The sequence below is a fragment of the Streptomyces sp. HUAS MS02 genome, from assembly GCF_055702265.1.
Genome location: NZ_CM146747.1, coordinates 7,454,911 through 7,470,994 on the forward strand (window position 1 = coordinate 7,454,911; position 16,084 = coordinate 7,470,994).

Consider the following 16,084-nt stretch of genomic DNA (forward strand, 5'->3'; position numbering starts at 1 on the left):
GGGGGACGAAGTCGATGACGGCCGAGCTGGTCCGGGGGCAGAACCATCCGCTGCCCGAGGTCCGACTGGAGATCCGCGTCTCGGCCGGCACGCCGATCGTGGCCGGGGCCACCCTCGGCGACGAGCACGGCCGGGTGCACGGTGTCGAATGGGTCGTCCACCCGGGCGCGCCCACCCTCCCGGGCCTGGAGGTCCCCAGGCAGGCGGCGGCCGACCACCGCCTCGCCGTGGACCTCGACGCCCTCGCGCCGTCCGTGCACCGGGTGAGCGTGCTGCTCGCCCTCCCCACGGGGACCGGCGGTCCGGCGCGCTTCGGCGCCGTGGCCGCCCCCTTCGTCGCGGTCACCGGCCTCGACGGCACCGAGGTCGCCAGCTACACCATGACGGACCTCGGACCGGAGTCGGCCGTCGTCGCCCTGGAGCTGTACCGCAGGCAGGGTGCCTGGAAGGTCCGCGCGGTCGGCCAGGGATACGCGGGCGGCCTCGCGGCGCTGCTCGCCGACCAGGGCCTGCCACAGGCCCAGCAACTGGCCGGCAGCATCAACGAGGCGGTGGCCCAGGGCCTCGCCCGCTCGGTGGCCGCCCCTCCGCCCCGCCTGCCGGACGCGGAACGGCCCCGTCGGACGACCGCCCCCGCGACCGGCCCGGACGAGACCCACGGCGGCACCGCACCCCAGGGCGTGCCCGGCACCACCGCCCCGTCCCCGGGCCACCAGCCCACCTCTCCGTACGGCACGACACCCCCGTACGGCTCTCCCCACGACGGCACGCTGCCCGACCACGCGGCGGCACAGCACGGCGGCCCCACCCCGGCGGACCCGGCCACCGGCCAGCCCGCCCCGGCCACGGCCGGCGGCCCCGTCAACTACAGCCACCCCGGCCGCCAGACCACCGCGCCGCCCCCGCCCGCGCCGACCGCGCCCCCGGCCGAGCCGGGACAGCCCGCGCGGCCCGTCGCCGGGGACGCGACCGGCTGGTCCATGGAGGAGCGGCTCTACAACCAGGTGTGGGGCATGTTCGAGGACCTCGCCCGCACCACGGCCGCGTACCGCAGTGCCGTCGACTTCGCCGAGTCGCGGATGGAACAGGAGCTGGACAAGGTCCTGTCCGACCCGCGCAGCCGCATCAGCGGGCAGGGCGACGCCGCGCGCGAGGCGGCCCGGGCCAAGCACGCCCAGCTCGTCGACCAGGCCAGGGCCGCCCTCGACCGGGACCTGGCCCAGCTCGGTGCCGAGGCGGACGTCGTCGAGCCCGCACTGCCCCCGGCGTACGCGAGCTGGGACAACCCGGTCTGGCACGGCTACCGGGTGCCCATGGAGATCCCGATGGCCCTGCGGCTGGGTGACCTCCATCTGCCGGAGAGCGAGGACGTGCGCATCCCGATGCTGATCCGGCTGCCGCTGGAGCGCGGCCTGTGGATCGACAGCGGCCGCTCCGGCTCCCGAGACGCGCTCACCGACTCCGACGAGCTGCGCCGCCTCGCGCTGGACACCGCGGTGGCTCTCGCCGCGCGGCTGCTCGCGGTCTATCCGCCGGGCGAGTTCGCCGTGCACGTCATCGACGCGGCCGGGGCCGGCTCGTCCGCGTTGACGCCCCTGACCCAGGCCGGTGTGCTCGCCGGGCCGCCCGCCGCCGGAGCGGCGGGTGTCTCCGAGGTGCTGGGGCGGCTCACCCAACGCGTCGACCTCGTGCAGATGGCGGTACGCGGTGGCGCGGCCGACGCACTGCCCCCCGGCTTCGACACGGCCGAACAGCTGCTGATCGTCAACGACTTCCCGCACGGTTTCGACGACCGCGCCGTCACCCAGCTCCGCTACCTCGCGGACGAGGGCCCCGCCGTCGGTGTGCACCTGATGATGGTCGCCGACCGTCAGGAAGCCGCCGCCTACGGACCGTTGCTCGACCCGCTGTGGCGTTCGCTGATGCGACTGACCCCCACCCCCGACGACCACCTGGCCGACCCGTGGGTCGGGCACGCGTGGACGTACGAGCCGTCGACCGTTCCGCCCGGCAGCAGGGTCATGCACGACGTGCTCGCCCGGGTCGCGGAGGCCCGCCGCTCCTGGAACCGCTGAGGACCGTCGGCCCCGCAGTCCGCACCAAGCTCTCGTAAAGCGCTTTGACCTGCGGTTTTGATCCTTTCTTTGCTTCGCTCTTTACCTTCTCTTGGTGATTGGGTACTCTTTTCGTGCGGAGGGGAGTACTCCCTACATGCTGCGGCGTACCCGTCAATACGGATCGATCCGATCCCGGGGCGTCGGCCCGGCGGCACCAGGCGTTGTGGAACGCCATGGAGGACCGGGTGGAAGAGACCTCCGGTAGCGACGACGCTGAAATTTGCCGTTACGTACTGCCGGAGGCGCAGTGGATGTTTCCGTGACCCTATGGGTCCTCACAGTGGTGGGCCTTGCCGCCCTCATCGCGGTCGACTTCTTCATCGGCCGCAAGCCCCATGACGTGTCCATCAAGGAAGCCGGGATCTGGACGATCGTCTGGATCGTCCTGGCCGCCCTCTTCGGGCTGGGGCTCCTCGTCTTCGGCGGCGGTCAGCCGGCCGGAGAGTTCTTCGCGGGCTTCATCACCGAGAAGTCGCTGAGCGTCGACAACCTCTTCGTCTTCGTCCTGATCATGGCGAAGTTCTCGGTGCCCTCGCAGTACCAGCAGCGGGTGCTGCTGATCGGTGTGCTGATAGCCCTGGTGCTCCGCGCGATCTTCATCGCGGCGGGCGCGGCCATCCTCGCCAGCTTCGCCTGGGTCTTCTACATCTTCGGCGCGTTCCTGATCTACACCGCCTGGAAGCTCATCCAGGAGGCCAGGGCCGAGGAGGACGATGAGGAATGGGAGGAGAACAAGCTCCTCAAGGCCGCCGAGAAGCGCTTCGGCGTCGCCGACCGGTACCACGGCACCAAGCTCTGGATCGAGGAGAACGGCAAGCGCGTCATGACGCCGATGCTCGTCGTGATGCTCGCCATCGGAACCACCGACGTCCTCTTCGCCCTGGACTCCATCCCCGCGATCTTCGGCCTGACCCAGGACCCGTACATCGTGTTCACGGCCAACGCGTTCGCGCTCATGGGCCTGCGGCAGCTGTACTTCCTCATCGGCGGTCTGCTGAAGAAGCTGGTCCACCTGTCCTACGGCCTGTCGGTCATCCTCGGCTTCATCGGTGTGAAGCTGGTGCTGCACGCACTGCACGAGTCCGGGGTACACGTTCCGGAGATCTCCATCCCGGTGTCCCTCGGCGTGATCTGCGCGGTGCTGATCGTCACCACGATCACCAGCCTGATCGCGTCCAAGAAGCAGGCGCAGGCCGAGGCCGAGCAGAACGAGGCCGAGCAGAACAAGGCCGAGCAGAACAAGGCCGAAGGCGCGGAGAAGGACAGCATCGAGGCCTGACGGAGGCCGACACCGCACACCACACGGATGGGGCCCCGCACGACGGAGACGCAGTTCCACGCGTCCACCGCAGTGCGGGGCCCCTGCACGTCTGAAAGGATCACCGCATGCTCGCTCGGCTCCGGTCGCTCACGACGCGATGGACTGCTGTCGTCCCGGTGGCCGCTGTCGTCCTGCTCGCTCTCACCTGGGGACGTGATCTGCCCCCTGCGGCCGTCGCCCTGGTGACCCTGGTGCTCGCGGGAGCCGTCCTGGCCGCCGTGCACCACGCCGAGGTCGTCGCGCACCGGGTCGGTGAACCCTTCGGCTCCCTCGTCCTCGCCGTCGCCGTCACGATCATCGAGGTCGCCCTGATCGTCACGCTGATGGCCGACGGAGGGGACAAGAGCTCGACCCTCGCCCGCGACACCGTCTTCGCCGCCGTGATGATCACCTGCAACGGCATCGTCGGCGTCTGCCTGCTCGTCGCGTCGCTGCGCCACGGGCTCGCCGTCTTCAACCCCGAGGGGACCGGCGCCGCCCTCGCCACGGTCGCGACGCTGGCCACGCTCAGCCTGGTGCTCCCCACCTTCACCACCAGCAAGCCCGGCCCCGAGTTCTCCACGGCCCAGCTCACCTTCGCGGCCCTGTCCTCACTGGCCCTGTACGGGCTGTTCGTGGCGACACAGACCGTGCGCCACCGGGACTACTTCCTGCCCATCACCAGGCAGGGCGAGGTGATCACCCAGGCCGACCACGCCGAGGCGCCGTCGGCCCGCACCGCCGGGATCAGCCTCGGACTGCTCGGCCTCGCCCTCGTCGGCGTGGTCGGCCTCGCCAAGGGCGTCTCGCCGACCATCGAGTCCGGCGTCGAGAAGGCGGGGCTGCCGCACGCGGTGGTCGGTGTGATCATCGCGCTGCTGGTGCTGCTGCCGGAGACGATCGCCGCGCTGCGCGCCGCCCGCCGCGACCGGGTCCAGACCAGCCTCAACCTGGCCCTCGGCTCCGCCATGGCCAGCATCGGCCTCACCATCCCGGCCGTCGCCCTCGCCTCCATCTGGCTCTCCGGCCCACTCGTCCTCGGCCTCGGCGCCACCCATATGGTGCTGCTCGCCCTGACCGTCGTGGTGGCCTCGCTGACGGTGGTCCCGGGCCGCGCGACACCGCTCCAGGGCGGAGTGCACCTGGTGCTGTTCGCGGTCTATCTGGAGCTGGCCGTGAACCCCTAGACCCGGCTTCTGAGGGGCGCGGGGAACCACGCGAGAAGCCCCACCCACCCGCACCCGACAACGCTCCCACTCGGCCGCCCCGACGCGCGGCGCCGTTCTTCATCCGGCGGCGGGCTCGGCCTCGGCCGCCGTGGTCGCCACGGGCACCGGCCGGGTCTCCGGCAGCAGTGCGAAGCAGCCAAGGCTCAGCAGCGCGATCCCGGTGAGATAGGCGCCCACACCCCAGGGCACCCGTCCGCCCTGGGCCACGGCCGTGGCCACGATCGGGGTCAGGGCCCCGCCGAGCACCCCACCGAGGTTGTAGCCGACGGCGGCCCCCGTGCAGCGCACCCGCGGCTCGTACAGCTCGGGCAGGTACGCGGCGATGACGGCGAACATGGTGACGAAGGCGAGCATCGCCACGAGGAAGCCGAAGAAGATCAGCAGGGGTTCGCCCGTCGCCAGGAGCGCGACCATGGGGAACATCCACAGCACGGTGACACCACAGCCGATCAGGCACATCGGGCGCCGCCCGTACCGGTCGCCGAGGACCGCCGCCACCGGTGTCAGGGCGCCCTTCACCACCACGGCTCCCATGATGCAGGTCAGCATGACCGTGCGGCTCACCCCGAGCCGCTCCGTGCCGTACGCGAGGGACCAGGTCGTCACCGAGTAGAACACCGCGTACCCGACCGCGAGCGCGCCGGCCGTCAGCAGGACCAGGCGCCAGTGCCCGCGCACCACCTCGGCGAACGGCACGCGCGCGGGCTCGGTGATCTCCAGGAACCGCGGGCTCTCCGTGAGCGACGACCGCAGCCACAGTCCCGCGAGGGCGAGCACACCCGCCGCCCAGAACGGCACCCGCCATCCCCACGCGGTGAACTGGGCCTCCGTCAGGCTCGCCGACAGCGCCAGCATCACCCCGTTGGCCAGCAGGAAGCCCACCGCCGGTCCGACCTGCGGAAAGCTCGACCACAGTCCGCGCCGGTCGGCGGGCGCGTGCTCCGCGGTCAACAACACCGCCCCGCCCCACTCCCCGCCGAGCCCGAGCCCTTGCAGGAAACGCAGCACGAGCAGGAGGAAGGGGGCGGTGACACCGATCGAGTCGAACGTGGGGACGCAGCCGACGGCCACGGTCGCGCCCCCGGTCAGCAGCAGCGAGGCGACCAGGACCGGCCGCCGCCCGTGCCGGTCCCCGATGTGCCCGAACAGCACCGAGCCCAGCGGACGCGCCACGAACCCGACCCCGAAGGTCGCGAAGGCCGCGAGGGTCCCGGCCAGGGGCGAGAACGTCGGGAAGAACAGCGGCCCGAGGACGAGGGCCGCCGCCGTGCCGTAGACGAAGAAGTCGTAGAACTCGATGGCCGTCCCGGCGAGCGAGGCGGACGCGAGTCGCAGCATGGAGGGCGGTTTCACGGTGCGTGCAGGTTGCATGCCGCCTCAACTACCCACGGTGACGGGCGGTTACGGGGGCGTGCGGAGGCCCGGGCGAGGACAAGGTGGTTCAGGAGGCGTCAACGGATCTCAGTAGGTCACCGTGATGCGCCGGGCGGGACCGTCCACCCGGATCACGCCCCCGTAGGGGACGACGACCTGCGGATCGGTGTGGCCGAGGTCCACGTCGAAGACGATCGTGGCGTCGGGGGCGTACGTCCGCATGGCGCGCAGGACGGCCTCCCGCTGCCCGGCCGCGTAACGGGCCGCCTCCTCCGGGCTGTTGGGCCGGTCGAGGGACCAGGTCTTGGGGCGGCCCATCAGCAGGGCGGAGAAGCGCCGCAGCAGGCCGCGTTCCCCCATGTTGCGCAGGGTGCGGAAGACCTCCTCGCCGCTGGGCAGTTCCTCCGAGGTCTCCAGGAAGAGCACCCCGCCGTCGAACACGGACAGATCGCGCGGCACCTCGCGGTCGGCCATCAGCAGCCAGCCGAGGATCTCCAGACAGCCGCCCCAACTGCGGCCCTCCACCACGCGGTCGGCGTTCACCCAGGTCCACCCGGCGCCCGGTACGGAGGGCGGCTCGGATTCGAAGGTCGCCGGGTCGGCCCAGTCGCGGTCGATGTCGTTGAAGCGCTCGGCGGGCCGCAGGTCGTAGGGCCCCGAGGTGAACAGGGCGGCGCGCAGGGAGTCGGCGGTCAGCGGGTCCATGGCGCCCGGCCTGCCCAGCGCGGTCATCACGGTGCCGCCGTGGTAGCCGACGATCCCGGTGTTGCACAGGTACGCCAGCAGGTTGGTGTTGTCGCTCAGCCCGAAGAACGGCTTGGGGTTGGCCCGCAGCAACTCCCGGTCGAGGAAGGGCAGCACGGTGATCTGGTCGTCGCCGCCGATCGACGTCAGCACCGCCTTGACGTCCGGGTCGGCGAAGGCCGCGTGCAGGTCGTCCGCCCGCTCCTTCGGCGTCGTGCCCATCTTCCGTGTCGTCGGATACTCGACCGGCACGAGACCGTACTCCTCGCGCAGCCGCTCCAGGCCCAGTTCGAAGGGGCGCGGGAACAGCTCGGGCAGACCGGCACCGGGCGAGACGACGGCGACCCGGTCGCCGGGGGAGGGCTTGGGAGGGTACGAGGGTGTGAGCGTAGGTGTGATCATGCGGGGAGGTTAAGGCCTCCTCCCGGCGGTTTCACCGTGATAAACCGGGGGCGAGCGGCGGTCCCGACGGGCCGCCCACCCCGAACGGACCGGAGGAACCGTGCCCCGCAGCCTGGCCCACGCCCCGATCATGATTCTCAACGGCCCCAACCTGAACCTCCTGGGGCAGCGTCAGCCCGAGATCTACGGCTCGGACACCCTCGCCGACGTCGAGGCGATGTGCGCCAAGGCGGCGGCCGCGCACGGCGGCACGGTGGACTTCCGGCAGTCCAACCACGAGGGCGAACTGGTCGACTGGATCCACGAGGCCCGGCTCCACCACAGCGGGATCGTCATCAACCCGGGCGCCTACTCGCACACCTCCGTGGCGATCCTGGACGCCCTCAACACCTGCGACGGGCTGCCGGTGCTGGAGGTGCACATCTCCAACATCCACCGGCGCGAGACGTTCCGGCACCACTCGTACGTCTCCCTGCGCGCCGACGGGGTGATCGCCGGGTGCGGGGTACAGGGCTATGTGTTCGGTGTGGAGCGGGTCGCCGCGCTCGCCGGGGCGGGCCGGGCGGACGCCTGAGCCCCGCAGTGCCCGAGGCCGGCGGCGGGTAATGCCAGGTCTCCTGGCGGGCGCCCCTTACAGGCGGCCCGCCTCCACGATCCGGCGCAGGAACTGCCGCGTACGTTCCTGTCGCGGGTCGCCGAAGACCTGGTCCGCGGTGCCGCGTTCGAGCACGACGCCGCCGTCCAGGAAACAGACCTGGTCGGCGACGTCACGGGCGAAGCCCATCTCGTGCGTGGCCAGCACCATCGTCATCCCGTCGGCCTTCAGATCACGGACGACGTTCAGGACCTCGCCGACCAGCTCCGGGTCGAGGGCCGCGGTGATCTCGTCGAGGAGCAGCAGCCGGGGGCGTACGGCCAGGGCGCGCACGATCGCCACGCGCTGCTGCTGACCGCCGCTGAGCCGGTCGGGATACGCGCCCGCCTTCCCGCCCAGCCCCAGCCGCTCCAGGAGGGCCCGGGCCTGCTCCTCGGCCTCCGCGCGGGGGACACCGTGCACCCGGCGCGGAGCGAGGGTGATGTTGTCCAGCACCGTCATGTGCGGGAACAGGTTGTACGACTGGAAGACCACGCCGATCCGCCGCCGCACCGCGTCCTGGTCGACGCGCGGGTCGGTGATCTCCTCGCCGTCCAGCCAGATCGCCCCGTCGTCGATGTCCTCCAGGAGGTTGGCGCACCGCAGCAGCGTCGACTTGCCGGACCCGGAGGCGCCGATCAGCGCGGTCACGGTGTGCGGGGCGACCTCCAGACCGACGTCCCGCAGCACCACCGAGCCGCCGAAGGTCTTGCGCACGGACTCCATCCGCAGCACGGGGGCGTCCTCGGAGGCGCGGCCGGGCTCCACCGGCTCGGCCCGCTCCACCGGCTCCAGGGCCTCTCGGCTGTCGCTCATGTCGTCCCTCCCTGCGCCCGCTGCCGGTCCATGCAGGCCGTGACCCAGTCGGTGAAGCGGGTCATCGGGATGGTCAGGGCGACGAAGACCAGTCCCGCGACGATGTAGGGCGTGTAGTTGAGGCTGCGGCCCACGATGATGTCGGCGGCGCGAACGGCGTCGATCGCACCGCCGATCGAGACCAGGCCGGTGTCCTTCTGCAGCGACACCAGGTCGTTGAGCAGGGGCGGGACCTGGCGGCGAACCGCCTGGGGGAGCACGACGTGCCGCAGCGCCTGCCGGTTGGTCAGGCCCAGCGAGCGGGCCGCCGCGCGCTGGGAGGGGTGCACGGACTCGATGCCGGCGCGGAACACCTCGGCGACGTACGCCGAGTACGTGAGCGTCAGCGCGGTGCCGCCGAGCAGCACCGGGTCGACGGTCACCCCCTGGAGCCTCAGCGCGGGGACGCCCAGGACCACGATCATCAGGTTGATGATCAGCGGCAGCCCGCGGAAGAAGTCGGTGTACGCGGCCGCCAGCACCCGCAGCGGGAAGAACACCGGGCCCCGCAGGGTCCGCGCGACGGCGATGAGCATGCCGAGGACGAGCACGGCGACGCCGCAGACCAGCAGCAGCCGGACGTTGAGCCAGAGCCCTTCGAGGACCCTGGGGAGCGCCTCGCGCGCGTACTCCGCGCTGAAGAACGTCTCCTTGGTGCGGGGCCAGCCGGGGGCGTTGACGACGACCAGGTAGAGGACGACGGCCGTGACCAGGGTCGACAGGGCGGCGACGGCGGTGGCCCGGCGGGCCCGGTCACGCTTGTAGCGCTCCCGGTCCAGCCGCCGGCGCGAGGGGACGTAGTCGTCGTCCGCGCCGGGCGGGTCACCGTGGTCGTCCGTGTCCGTGTCCGCGTCCTCGGGGCCGGGCTCCTGCTTCACCACGGTCACTTGAGGACCGGGGCGTCGACGGCGTCGGAGAGCCACTCCTGCTCGATCTTGGACAGCGTGCCGTCCTCGCGCAGGGCGTCCACGGCGGTCGTCACGCAGGAGGTGAGGGCGCTGCCCTTGTCGAGAACGAGCCCGAACTGCTCCGGCGCGCCGCCCTGGTTCTCGAACTGGCCGACGATCCTCGCGTCCGTCACCTCGGCCGAGGTGATGTAGAACGCGGTCGGCAGGTCGACCACGATCGCGTCGATCTGGCCGTTCGCCAGCGCGGACTTGGCCTGGTCGTTCTTCGCGTACGCGGCGGCCTGACGGGTGGGCTTCACCACGTCCTCGATGTAGTTCAGGCTGGTGGTGCCGACCTGGGCGCCCAGATGCAGCTTCCTGAGGTCCGCGATGCCTGTCGCCTTCGCGGCGGCGGAGTCCTTGAGCGCGACGACGGCCTGGCGCACGTCGTAGTAGCCGGACGAGAAGTCGACGGCCTTCTTGCGCTCGTCGCTGATCGAGACCTGGTTGATGTCGAAGTCGAAGGTCTTCGCCCCCGGCGCGAAGGCCTTGTTGAAGGGCACGCTCTGCCAGACGACATCGGCCTTGTCGTAGCCGAGCTGCTTCGCCACGGCGTACGCGACCGCCGACTCGAAGCCCTCGCCGTTCTTCGGGTCGTCGTCCTTGAACCAGGGTTCGTACGCCGGTTGGTCGGTGGCGATCGTCAGCTTGCCGGAGGTCTTCGTACTCAAGTCGCCCTTGGCGCAGGACGCTCCGGACGCCGAGGAGGAGGCCGAGCCGGTGGCGTCCTCCTCCGGCTGCGGGGCGCAGCCCACCGCGACGACGGCGAGCAGGGCGGCCATGGCGGCGGAGGCGGCACGGCGCGGGGAGCGCGCGGTTCGCAGGACAGGACGCATGGCGTGAGATTGACAGCGAGACGTCCCGTCTGTCGAGGTCACCTGCGGTTCTGTCCGCATTCTGGGAACGGGTGTTGCGGTTCTGTGAACGCGTGCGACCCGAAGGGCGGGGCCGCCGGCCGAGGGCGGGGTTGGTGAGGCCGGCGGCCCATCCGCGCGGGAGCCGTCATCCCGTGCGGACCTGTCTCCAGTGGACTACGCCACGGCGTACGCCGGGAGCGCGCGCGGGACACCGGCGTGTGCGTTCGATTCACACGGGGCGCGCGGGCGTGGTCGCGCCCCCTGCCGTTGGCCTCACCAACTGGCTTGCGGCACCGCAGAGTTCACCAGCCCCGTGCGCGCCACTCCGGCAGGTACGGCCTACACCCCGCCCGGCCCGTACGACAGCGCGCTCCGTCTTGCTTCGGATGGCCTCTCACGGTGCTTGAAGAACGCGTGGGTCACACGAGGGGATCGGCCCCCGAGCGGTGGGCGGGTCCAGGTCCGTGCCGGGACGCCCGCCCTTTGCCGGGTAGCGTGATCACATGCAGCTGATTCTGACGCCTCCGCCGCCCGCCGCTTGAGGCGGGCAGTCATGCAGAGCCGTCCCGGGGTTGCCGGGGTGGCTGCGCGGGTTGCCCACGGAGACATCGTGATGGCAATCGACCGAGGAGATCTCAGTTGCAGTCCTCTTCTGCCCTGCCCGTTCGGCAGGGTGTTCTCTATGTCGCGATCGCGGCCACAGCATGGGGCACTGGCGGTGCGGTGGCCGCCGAACTGTACGGCGTCGGCGGAGTCGGTCCGATCTCTGTTTCCTTCTGGCGGTTCCTGACCGGACTCGGGCTGCTCTTGGCGGCTCACCTGGCGCGACGGTGCCGGCGGCCCGAGACGGCGCTGTCGCTGCGTGCAACGTTCGCCGCGAACCCGCGGCGAGCCTTGATCACAGGCTTCGGGCTGGCGGTGTACCAGACGGCATACTTCGCCTCCGTACAACAGGCCGGGCTGACCGTGGCCACGGTGGTGACCCTGGGCTCGGGTCCGTTACTGGTCACCGTCGGAGCCCGGCTCGCGCTGGGCGAGCGCACCGGCGTCGCCGGAACCGCCGCGGTGACGAGCGGCGTCGCCGGTCTGGTGCTGCTGATGGGGGGTGCGGACGGGAGCACTGGCCCGGCTCCCCTCCTGGGCGTCGGATACGCGTTGCTCTCCGCCGTCGGCTACGCGGGCGTGACGTTGCTGGGCCGCTTCTCCGGCCGAGAGAACGCGGGTGGCGCGTTCGAGTCCACGGTGACCGGCTTCGCGGTGGGCACGGTCTGCCTGCTACCGATGGCTCTGCTGGAAGGCCTGCTGCCCGACATGGAGCGTCCGGCATGGACCCTGGGCCTGATCCTCTACCTGGGGGCCGTGCCGACGGCGCTGGCGTACACGTTGTTCTTCTTCGGCCTCGGCGTCGTACGGGCGACTACGGCCTCCGTCGTCGCCTTGGTGGAACCGCTCACCGCGGCAGTCATCGGCATCCTGGTCTTCGGCGAGCGGCTCAACGCGATCGTCCTCACCGGCACGGCTCTTCTGCTGTTCGCCGTGCTGTTCCTCGCCGCCGGGGAGGGGGGCGGTCGAGCGGTTTCCCGAAGGACGCCGAGTGCTGACCAGGGTCGGCGCACGTCGCCTCCGGCGATGCGGGCCAGGGACTGACGACAGCGAAGGGGCCATGCGCAAGGCGGGCGACGGGTCAGTGCTTTCTCGTGATCGTGCAGACCGGTGCGGATGCGCTCTGCCTCTGCCGGGGTGAGGCTGGCGGCATGGCTTCCGCCCGTGGTCGTACCCGCCCGACGAGGACGGCAGGCCGGAAGAGTGGGGTTACCACCAGGGAGACAACCATGACTGTCCGTACCTACGTCTCGACGACTGTGCGAAACGACCGTGTCGACGACGTTCTCCACGCGCTGGAGGATGTGGATCCGGATGCGATCGTGGCTGCCGTCAACCGCTCGGACGCTCCCGACGTCCCCGCCGGGGTATCGGTCTCGCTGACCGGTGATGCCCGTGAGGCGGTGACGAAGCAGCTTGAAGTGATTCCCGATCTGGAGTGGGAGATCGACGTGCGGGACACCGAGGATCTGTGAGCCGGACATGCGGATGGCCCCCGCCCGGTCTTGGTGACCAAGCGGGGGGCATCCGCCACGGCGACCAGGAAGACTCGGCGCGCCGACGGGCCTGGACGCGCGGCCGTCCCCGCTTCGGGTTGGAAGCGGAGACGGCCGCGCGTTGGACGGTCACCAGCCCCGTGCGCGCCACTCCGTGAGGTGGGGGCGTTCCGTGCCGAGGGTGGTGTCGTTGCCGTGGCCGGGGTAGATCCACGTCTCGTCGGGCAGGACGTCGAAGAGCTTGGTCTCCAGGCCGTCCATCAGGGAGTTGAACTCCTCCGGCTGTATTGTCCGACCAGGCCCCCCGGGAAGAACGCGGTCACGGGCCACACCCTTCCTCGTCGCTGGTGTCCCCGAGCTTGAAGCCTGCCGACGCCGGGGGTGCGGTGCACTCCGCCCGGTTCCACGGTCGGTCTTTCGCCAGCTCTTTCCCCTCCCGCTTGGGTGCGGATGCGCCGTCCGGGCGATCTACCGCCGCCGCGATCCGGCTCCGGCACCACCCGGGAAACGCCAGCCCGTTCGATATGAGGCTGTGGCGGGGCGGTCGCTGAGCTGGTGTCGCCCGCGCTATTGCGCCGCGTGGTGCGCGGCGTCGGTCCGAGGCGGGATGCGACGCCGCGCGTACACCTCTATCTCGATCTTCATCCGCGGGTCGGCGAGACCGCACACGAGCATCGTGGCTGCCGGCCGAACCTCGCCGAAACAGCGGCGCAGGACCGGCCAGCAGGGTTCGAAGTCCTCGCGACAGGGCAGCAGGTAGCGCACACGCATCACGTCGGCGAAGCCGCATTCCGCCTCGGCCAGTGCGGCCTCGATGTTGCGCAGGCACTGCTCCGCCTGCTCCACCACGTCGTCGGAGATCGTCATCGTGACGTAGTCGAACCCGGTCGTGCCGGACACATGCACCCAGTCGCCGTCGACCACAGCGCGGGCATAGCCGATCTGCTCCTCAAAGGCCGAGCCACTGAGGATCGCGTGTCGCTCTGTCATGCGCCGAACGCTAAATGGCCAGCAATGATACGTCTAATACGGCTGCATGCATGACCTGATATCTCTGAGCGTATGGAACGCCCCGAACTTCCCCTGCTGCAACTGCACGCCTTCGTGGTGCTCGCGGAGGAACTCCACTTCGGGCACGCGGCCGCCCGTCTCGGCATCGCCCAGCCGCCGCTGAGCCAGCAGATCCGCCGCCTGGAGGACAAGGTCGGCCACGCACTGTTCACCCGCGCTCCAGGGCATGTCACCCTCACCCCGGCCGGCAGCGAGCTGCTGCCCGCCGCCCGGCGGGCCCTGGCCGACCTCGCGGACGGTCTGGCCGCGGCGCGAGCCGTCGGCGATGGCCGGGCCGGGCGCCTGCGGATCGGTTTCGCAGCCTCTGTCGCCCTGACGGTCCTGCCCGGGCTGCTGCGCACTTTCCGTCACCGGTTTCCTGACGTGCACCTGGACATCCGCGAGATGACCACCACCCCGCAGATCGCCGCCCTGCATGACAGGACCATCGACATCGGTCTCCTCCGCGAACCTCCCGCCGACGAGACGGAGCTCCGATTCAGAACGGTACTCAGCGAGCCTTTCGTGGCCGTGCTGCCGTCGACCCACCATCTGGCAGCCCAACGGTCCGTACAGCTTGCGCAGTTGGCGGACTCGCCCTTCGTGCTGCTTCCCCGCGTGGTCGGACCGCCACTGCACGACCAGATCATCGGCCTGTGCATCGCAGCGGGGTTCACACCGCAAGTGGTCCAGCACGCGGTGGAGTGGCAAACCGTATGTGCCCTCGTGGAAGCCGGCCTGGGCGTCTCCCTGGCCCCGGCGAGCATCCGACGCATCCGCCTCACGGGCGTCGCCTTCCGCAGGATCGAGCCCGGCACCGCCCGTACCCGAGTGGCTGTTGCCTGGCGGGACAACGACCATCATCCCCTGGTTGCACACCTGCTGGCGACCATCAGCCAGGATCCGCCGGCATGACGCTGCCCAAGCGCCGACGGGCCTGAACGCGCGGCCGCCCCCGCTTCGGTTGGAAGTGGGGGCGGCCGCGCGTTGGACGGTCACCAGCCTCGTGCGCGCCACTCCGCGAGGTGGGGCCGCTCCGTGCCGAGGGTGGTGTCGTTGCCGTGGCCGGGGTAGACCCATGTCTCGTCGGGCAGGACGTCGAAGATCTTCGTCTCCACGTCGTGGATCAGGCTGGCGAACGCCTCCGGGTCCTTACGGGTGTTGCCCACGCCGCCAGGGAAGAGGCAGTCCCCGGTGAACACGTGCGGATGTCCGTGCGGGTCGTCGTAGACCAGGGCGATCGAACCCGGCGTGTGTCCCACCAGGTGGCGCGCGGTGAGCTCCACGCGCCCCACCCGGATCGTGTCGCCGTCGTCGACCGGTACGTCGGTCGGCACCGGGATGCCCTCGGTGTCCTCCCGGCCGGCGTACGTACGCGCGCCGGTGGCCGCCACGACCTCGGCGAGCGCCTGCCAGTGGTCGCCGTGCCGGTGTGTGGTGACGACGGACGCGATCCCGTCGTCACCGATCAGGGTGAGCAGCGTGCCGGCGTCGTTCGCGGCGTCGATCAGCAACTGCTCGTCGGTGGCCCGGCAGCGCAGCAGATACGCGTTGTTGTCCATCGGGCCCACCGCGACCTTGGAGATCATCAGGTCCGGCAGCTCGTGCACATCCGCAGGACCGCCGACCTTCACCGCTCCGCTGTACGTCATGGGGGCAGCCTATAGCGGGGGCAGCGAGGGGAGCGTGCCTCCTTCGACGCGCAGGCCGGTGCCGTCGCGGCGGCCGGCCAGCCAGCCGAGGAGGTCGGCCCGGGTGCCGGTGACCGTGAGATCCGGCAGCGGTGGCCGGTAGCCGCTGTCGAGCTGTTCGGCCGTGACGCCCTCGACGGCTCCGGTGAGGAGCAGACGCCCGTCGTCCTGCTTGATCGTCAGGGCGGGGACGTCGGGGTGCTTCGAGAACCGGTGGGCGAGGAAGTTGATCTCGCGCTGCGCGAACTCCCCCGGCAGATCCTCCAGCTCGTACCCGGTCCCCAGGTCCACGTGATGCAGCTCCACCTCGATCCAGCGCCGCCAGGGCAGCCAGTCCGCGGTGTCGAGGACCCCGTTCCGCAGCTCGACCGTGCGGGACCAGTCCTGGGAGAGCGAGGCCGCGTCCTGGAAGCGGTGCGCGCTGTCGCGCACGTCGGCGAGGTGGGTCTTCAGGGGGCGCGGCGCGTCCCGCTCGATGTCGGCGTCCCGGGCCTCGCCGGAGACGTACATGGGGCGCCCCTCGAAGACGTTCACCAGGGCGTCCGCGTTGCGGGCGAGGTGGGCGAGGACGTGACCACGGGTCCAGCCGGGCAGTCGTGACGGCTCGGTCACAGCCGCCTCGTTCAGGTCGGCGACCGCGCTGAGTAGCCGGTCCGTGGCTTCACACACAGAGGCCAGGTCACGAGCGTGATCCATCATGCCGCCGACCCTAGCCCCGGCCACACCTTCGGGTGAAGTGGGCGGACCAGGGCCGTAAATCGAATGCACGTGCTATATGGTCGGAG

15 protein-coding genes and 1 pseudogene are annotated in these 16,084 nt (G+C 70.9%); 7 read left to right on the top strand and 9 right to left on the bottom strand.

Annotation, left to right across the window (positions count from 1 at the left end; all coding sequences use genetic code 11):
• Positions 1–14 precede the first annotated feature (14 nt).
• The 3 genes from ACZ9QC_RS32060 to ACZ9QC_RS32070 all read left to right on the top strand — a co-directional run bounded on the left by ACZ9QC_RS32060 (position 15) and on the right by ACZ9QC_RS32070 (position 4,604).
• Positions 15–2,075, top strand: coding sequence for a TerD family protein (locus ACZ9QC_RS32060; RefSeq protein WP_472916293.1), 2,061 nt, complete (start codon positions 15–17; stop codon positions 2,073–2,075).
• A gap of 289 nt (positions 2,076–2,364) precedes the next feature.
• Positions 2,365–3,396, top strand: a complete 1,032-nt coding sequence (locus tag ACZ9QC_RS32065; protein WP_472916294.1) for a TerC/Alx family metal homeostasis membrane protein — start codon at positions 2,365–2,367, stop codon at positions 3,394–3,396.
• 107 nt (positions 3,397–3,503) lie between these two features.
• Entirely contained in the window at positions 3,504–4,604 is a 1,101-nt protein-coding gene (locus ACZ9QC_RS32070) for a calcium:cation antiporter (RefSeq protein WP_472916295.1), read from the top strand.
• A 99-nt stretch (positions 4,605–4,703) separates the two neighbouring features.
• Here the strand turns inward: ACZ9QC_RS32070 and ACZ9QC_RS32075 are convergent, their stop codons facing one another.
• Together ACZ9QC_RS32075 and ACZ9QC_RS32080 are read right to left on the bottom strand one after the other, a co-directional pair.
• Positions 4,704–5,984, bottom strand: coding sequence for an MFS transporter (locus tag ACZ9QC_RS32075; protein ID WP_472916296.1), 1,281 nt, complete (start codon positions 5,982–5,984; stop codon positions 4,704–4,706).
• Between the two features lie 123 nt (positions 5,985–6,107).
• Positions 6,108–7,166, bottom strand: coding sequence for a S66 family peptidase (locus ACZ9QC_RS32080; protein WP_472916297.1), 1,059 nt, complete (start codon positions 7,164–7,166; stop codon positions 6,108–6,110).
• 100 nt (positions 7,167–7,266) lie between these two features.
• Between ACZ9QC_RS32080 and aroQ the strand changes: the two genes are divergently transcribed.
• Positions 7,267–7,740 carry a type II 3-dehydroquinate dehydratase gene (gene aroQ / locus ACZ9QC_RS32085; RefSeq protein WP_184895467.1) on the top strand — a complete coding sequence of 158 codons (474 nt, stop codon included), beginning with the start codon at positions 7,267–7,269 and terminating at the stop codon, positions 7,738–7,740.
• 57 nt (positions 7,741–7,797) lie between these two features.
• Here aroQ and ACZ9QC_RS32090 read toward each other — a convergent pair whose 3' ends face one another.
• From ACZ9QC_RS32090 to ACZ9QC_RS32100, 3 genes are all read right to left on the bottom strand, one after another.
• Positions 7,798–8,526 (bottom strand): amino acid ABC transporter ATP-binding protein, encoded by a 729-nt coding sequence (locus tag ACZ9QC_RS32090; RefSeq protein WP_472921869.1) that lies wholly within the window; start codon positions 8,524–8,526, stop codon positions 7,798–7,800.
• A gap of 86 nt (positions 8,527–8,612) precedes the next feature.
• The gene (locus ACZ9QC_RS32095) at positions 8,613–9,542 is read right to left on the bottom strand and encodes an amino acid ABC transporter permease (RefSeq protein ID WP_472916298.1); all 930 of its coding nucleotides are present in this window, start codon (positions 9,540–9,542) and stop codon (positions 8,613–8,615) included.
• Positions 9,539–10,438: an ABC transporter substrate-binding protein gene (locus ACZ9QC_RS32100; protein ID WP_472916299.1), complete on the bottom strand. Its 900-nt coding sequence runs from the start codon at positions 10,436–10,438 to the stop codon at positions 9,539–9,541. The genes ACZ9QC_RS32095 and ACZ9QC_RS32100 overlap by 4 nt, the downstream gene beginning before the upstream one ends.
• A 744-nt stretch (positions 10,439–11,182) precedes the next feature.
• On the opposite strand from ACZ9QC_RS32100, the gene ACZ9QC_RS32105 reads away from it, so the two are divergent.
• Positions 11,183–12,106, top strand: a complete 924-nt coding sequence (locus ACZ9QC_RS32105; RefSeq protein ID WP_472921870.1) for a DMT family transporter — start codon at positions 11,183–11,185, stop codon at positions 12,104–12,106.
• 185 nt (positions 12,107–12,291) lie between these two features.
• Positions 12,292–12,537, top strand: a complete 246-nt coding sequence (locus ACZ9QC_RS32110) for a hypothetical protein (RefSeq protein ID WP_472916300.1) — start codon at positions 12,292–12,294, stop codon at positions 12,535–12,537.
• Between the two features lie 150 nt (positions 12,538–12,687).
• On the opposite strand, the pseudogene ACZ9QC_RS32115 reads toward ACZ9QC_RS32110, so the two are convergent.
• Together ACZ9QC_RS32115 and ACZ9QC_RS32120 are read right to left on the bottom strand one after the other, a co-directional pair.
• A pseudogene (locus ACZ9QC_RS32115) lies at positions 12,688–12,879 on the bottom strand (MBL fold metallo-hydrolase); the annotation flags it as partial.
• 246 nt (positions 12,880–13,125) lie between these two features.
• Positions 13,126–13,548 carry a RidA family protein gene (locus tag ACZ9QC_RS32120; RefSeq protein ID WP_472916301.1) on the bottom strand — a complete coding sequence of 141 codons (423 nt, stop codon included), beginning with the start codon at positions 13,546–13,548 and terminating at the stop codon, positions 13,126–13,128.
• A 72-nt stretch (positions 13,549–13,620) separates the two neighbouring features.
• On the opposite strand from ACZ9QC_RS32120, the gene ACZ9QC_RS32125 reads away from it, so the two are divergent.
• Complete coding sequence (locus tag ACZ9QC_RS32125) at positions 13,621–14,523, top strand: LysR family transcriptional regulator (RefSeq protein WP_472916302.1); 903 nt, start codon at positions 13,621–13,623, stop codon at positions 14,521–14,523.
• An 80-nt stretch (positions 14,524–14,603) separates the two neighbouring features.
• Here the strand turns inward: ACZ9QC_RS32125 and ACZ9QC_RS32130 are convergent, their stop codons facing one another.
• The gene (locus ACZ9QC_RS32130; RefSeq protein ID WP_472916303.1) at positions 14,604–15,260 is read right to left on the bottom strand and encodes an MBL fold metallo-hydrolase; all 657 of its coding nucleotides are present in this window, start codon (positions 15,258–15,260) and stop codon (positions 14,604–14,606) included.
• A 9-nt stretch (positions 15,261–15,269) separates the two neighbouring features.
• Complete coding sequence (locus tag ACZ9QC_RS32135) at positions 15,270–15,998, bottom strand: maleylpyruvate isomerase family mycothiol-dependent enzyme (protein ID WP_472916304.1); 729 nt, start codon at positions 15,996–15,998, stop codon at positions 15,270–15,272.
• Positions 15,999–16,084: the final 86 nt, after the last annotated feature.

What these genes read in the sequence shown, in the direction of transcription:
- ACZ9QC_RS32070 (WP_472916295.1), top strand. Translation starts at nt 3,504, where the DNA reads ATGCTCGCTCGGCTCCGGTCGCTCACGACGCGATGGACTGCTGTCGTC.
- ACZ9QC_RS32130 (WP_472916303.1), bottom strand. Translation starts at nt 15,260, where the DNA reads ATGACGTACAGCGGAGCGGTGAAGGTCGGCGGTCCTGCGGATGTGCAC.
- ACZ9QC_RS32135 (WP_472916304.1), bottom strand. Translation starts at nt 15,998, where the DNA reads ATGATGGATCACGCTCGTGACCTGGCCTCTGTGTGTGAAGCCACGGAC.
- ACZ9QC_RS32100 (WP_472916299.1), bottom strand. Translation starts at nt 10,438, where the DNA reads ATGCGTCCTGTCCTGCGAACCGCGCGCTCCCCGCGCCGTGCCGCCTCC.
- ACZ9QC_RS32120 (WP_472916301.1), bottom strand. Translation starts at nt 13,548, where the DNA reads ATGACAGAGCGACACGCGATCCTCAGTGGCTCGGCCTTTGAGGAGCAG.
- ACZ9QC_RS32060 (WP_472916293.1), top strand. Translation starts at nt 15, where the DNA reads ATGACGGCCGAGCTGGTCCGGGGGCAGAACCATCCGCTGCCCGAGGTC.
- ACZ9QC_RS32080 (WP_472916297.1), bottom strand. Translation starts at nt 7,166, where the DNA reads ATGATCACACCTACGCTCACACCCTCGTACCCTCCCAAGCCCTCCCCC.
- ACZ9QC_RS32075 (WP_472916296.1), bottom strand. Translation starts at nt 5,984, where the DNA reads ATGCTGCGACTCGCGTCCGCCTCGCTCGCCGGGACGGCCATCGAGTTC.
- ACZ9QC_RS32110 (WP_472916300.1), top strand. Translation starts at nt 12,292, where the DNA reads ATGACTGTCCGTACCTACGTCTCGACGACTGTGCGAAACGACCGTGTC.
- ACZ9QC_RS32125 (WP_472916302.1), top strand. Translation starts at nt 13,621, where the DNA reads ATGGAACGCCCCGAACTTCCCCTGCTGCAACTGCACGCCTTCGTGGTG.
- ACZ9QC_RS32090 (WP_472921869.1), bottom strand. Translation starts at nt 8,526, where the DNA reads ATGGAGTCCGTGCGCAAGACCTTCGGCGGCTCGGTGGTGCTGCGGGAC.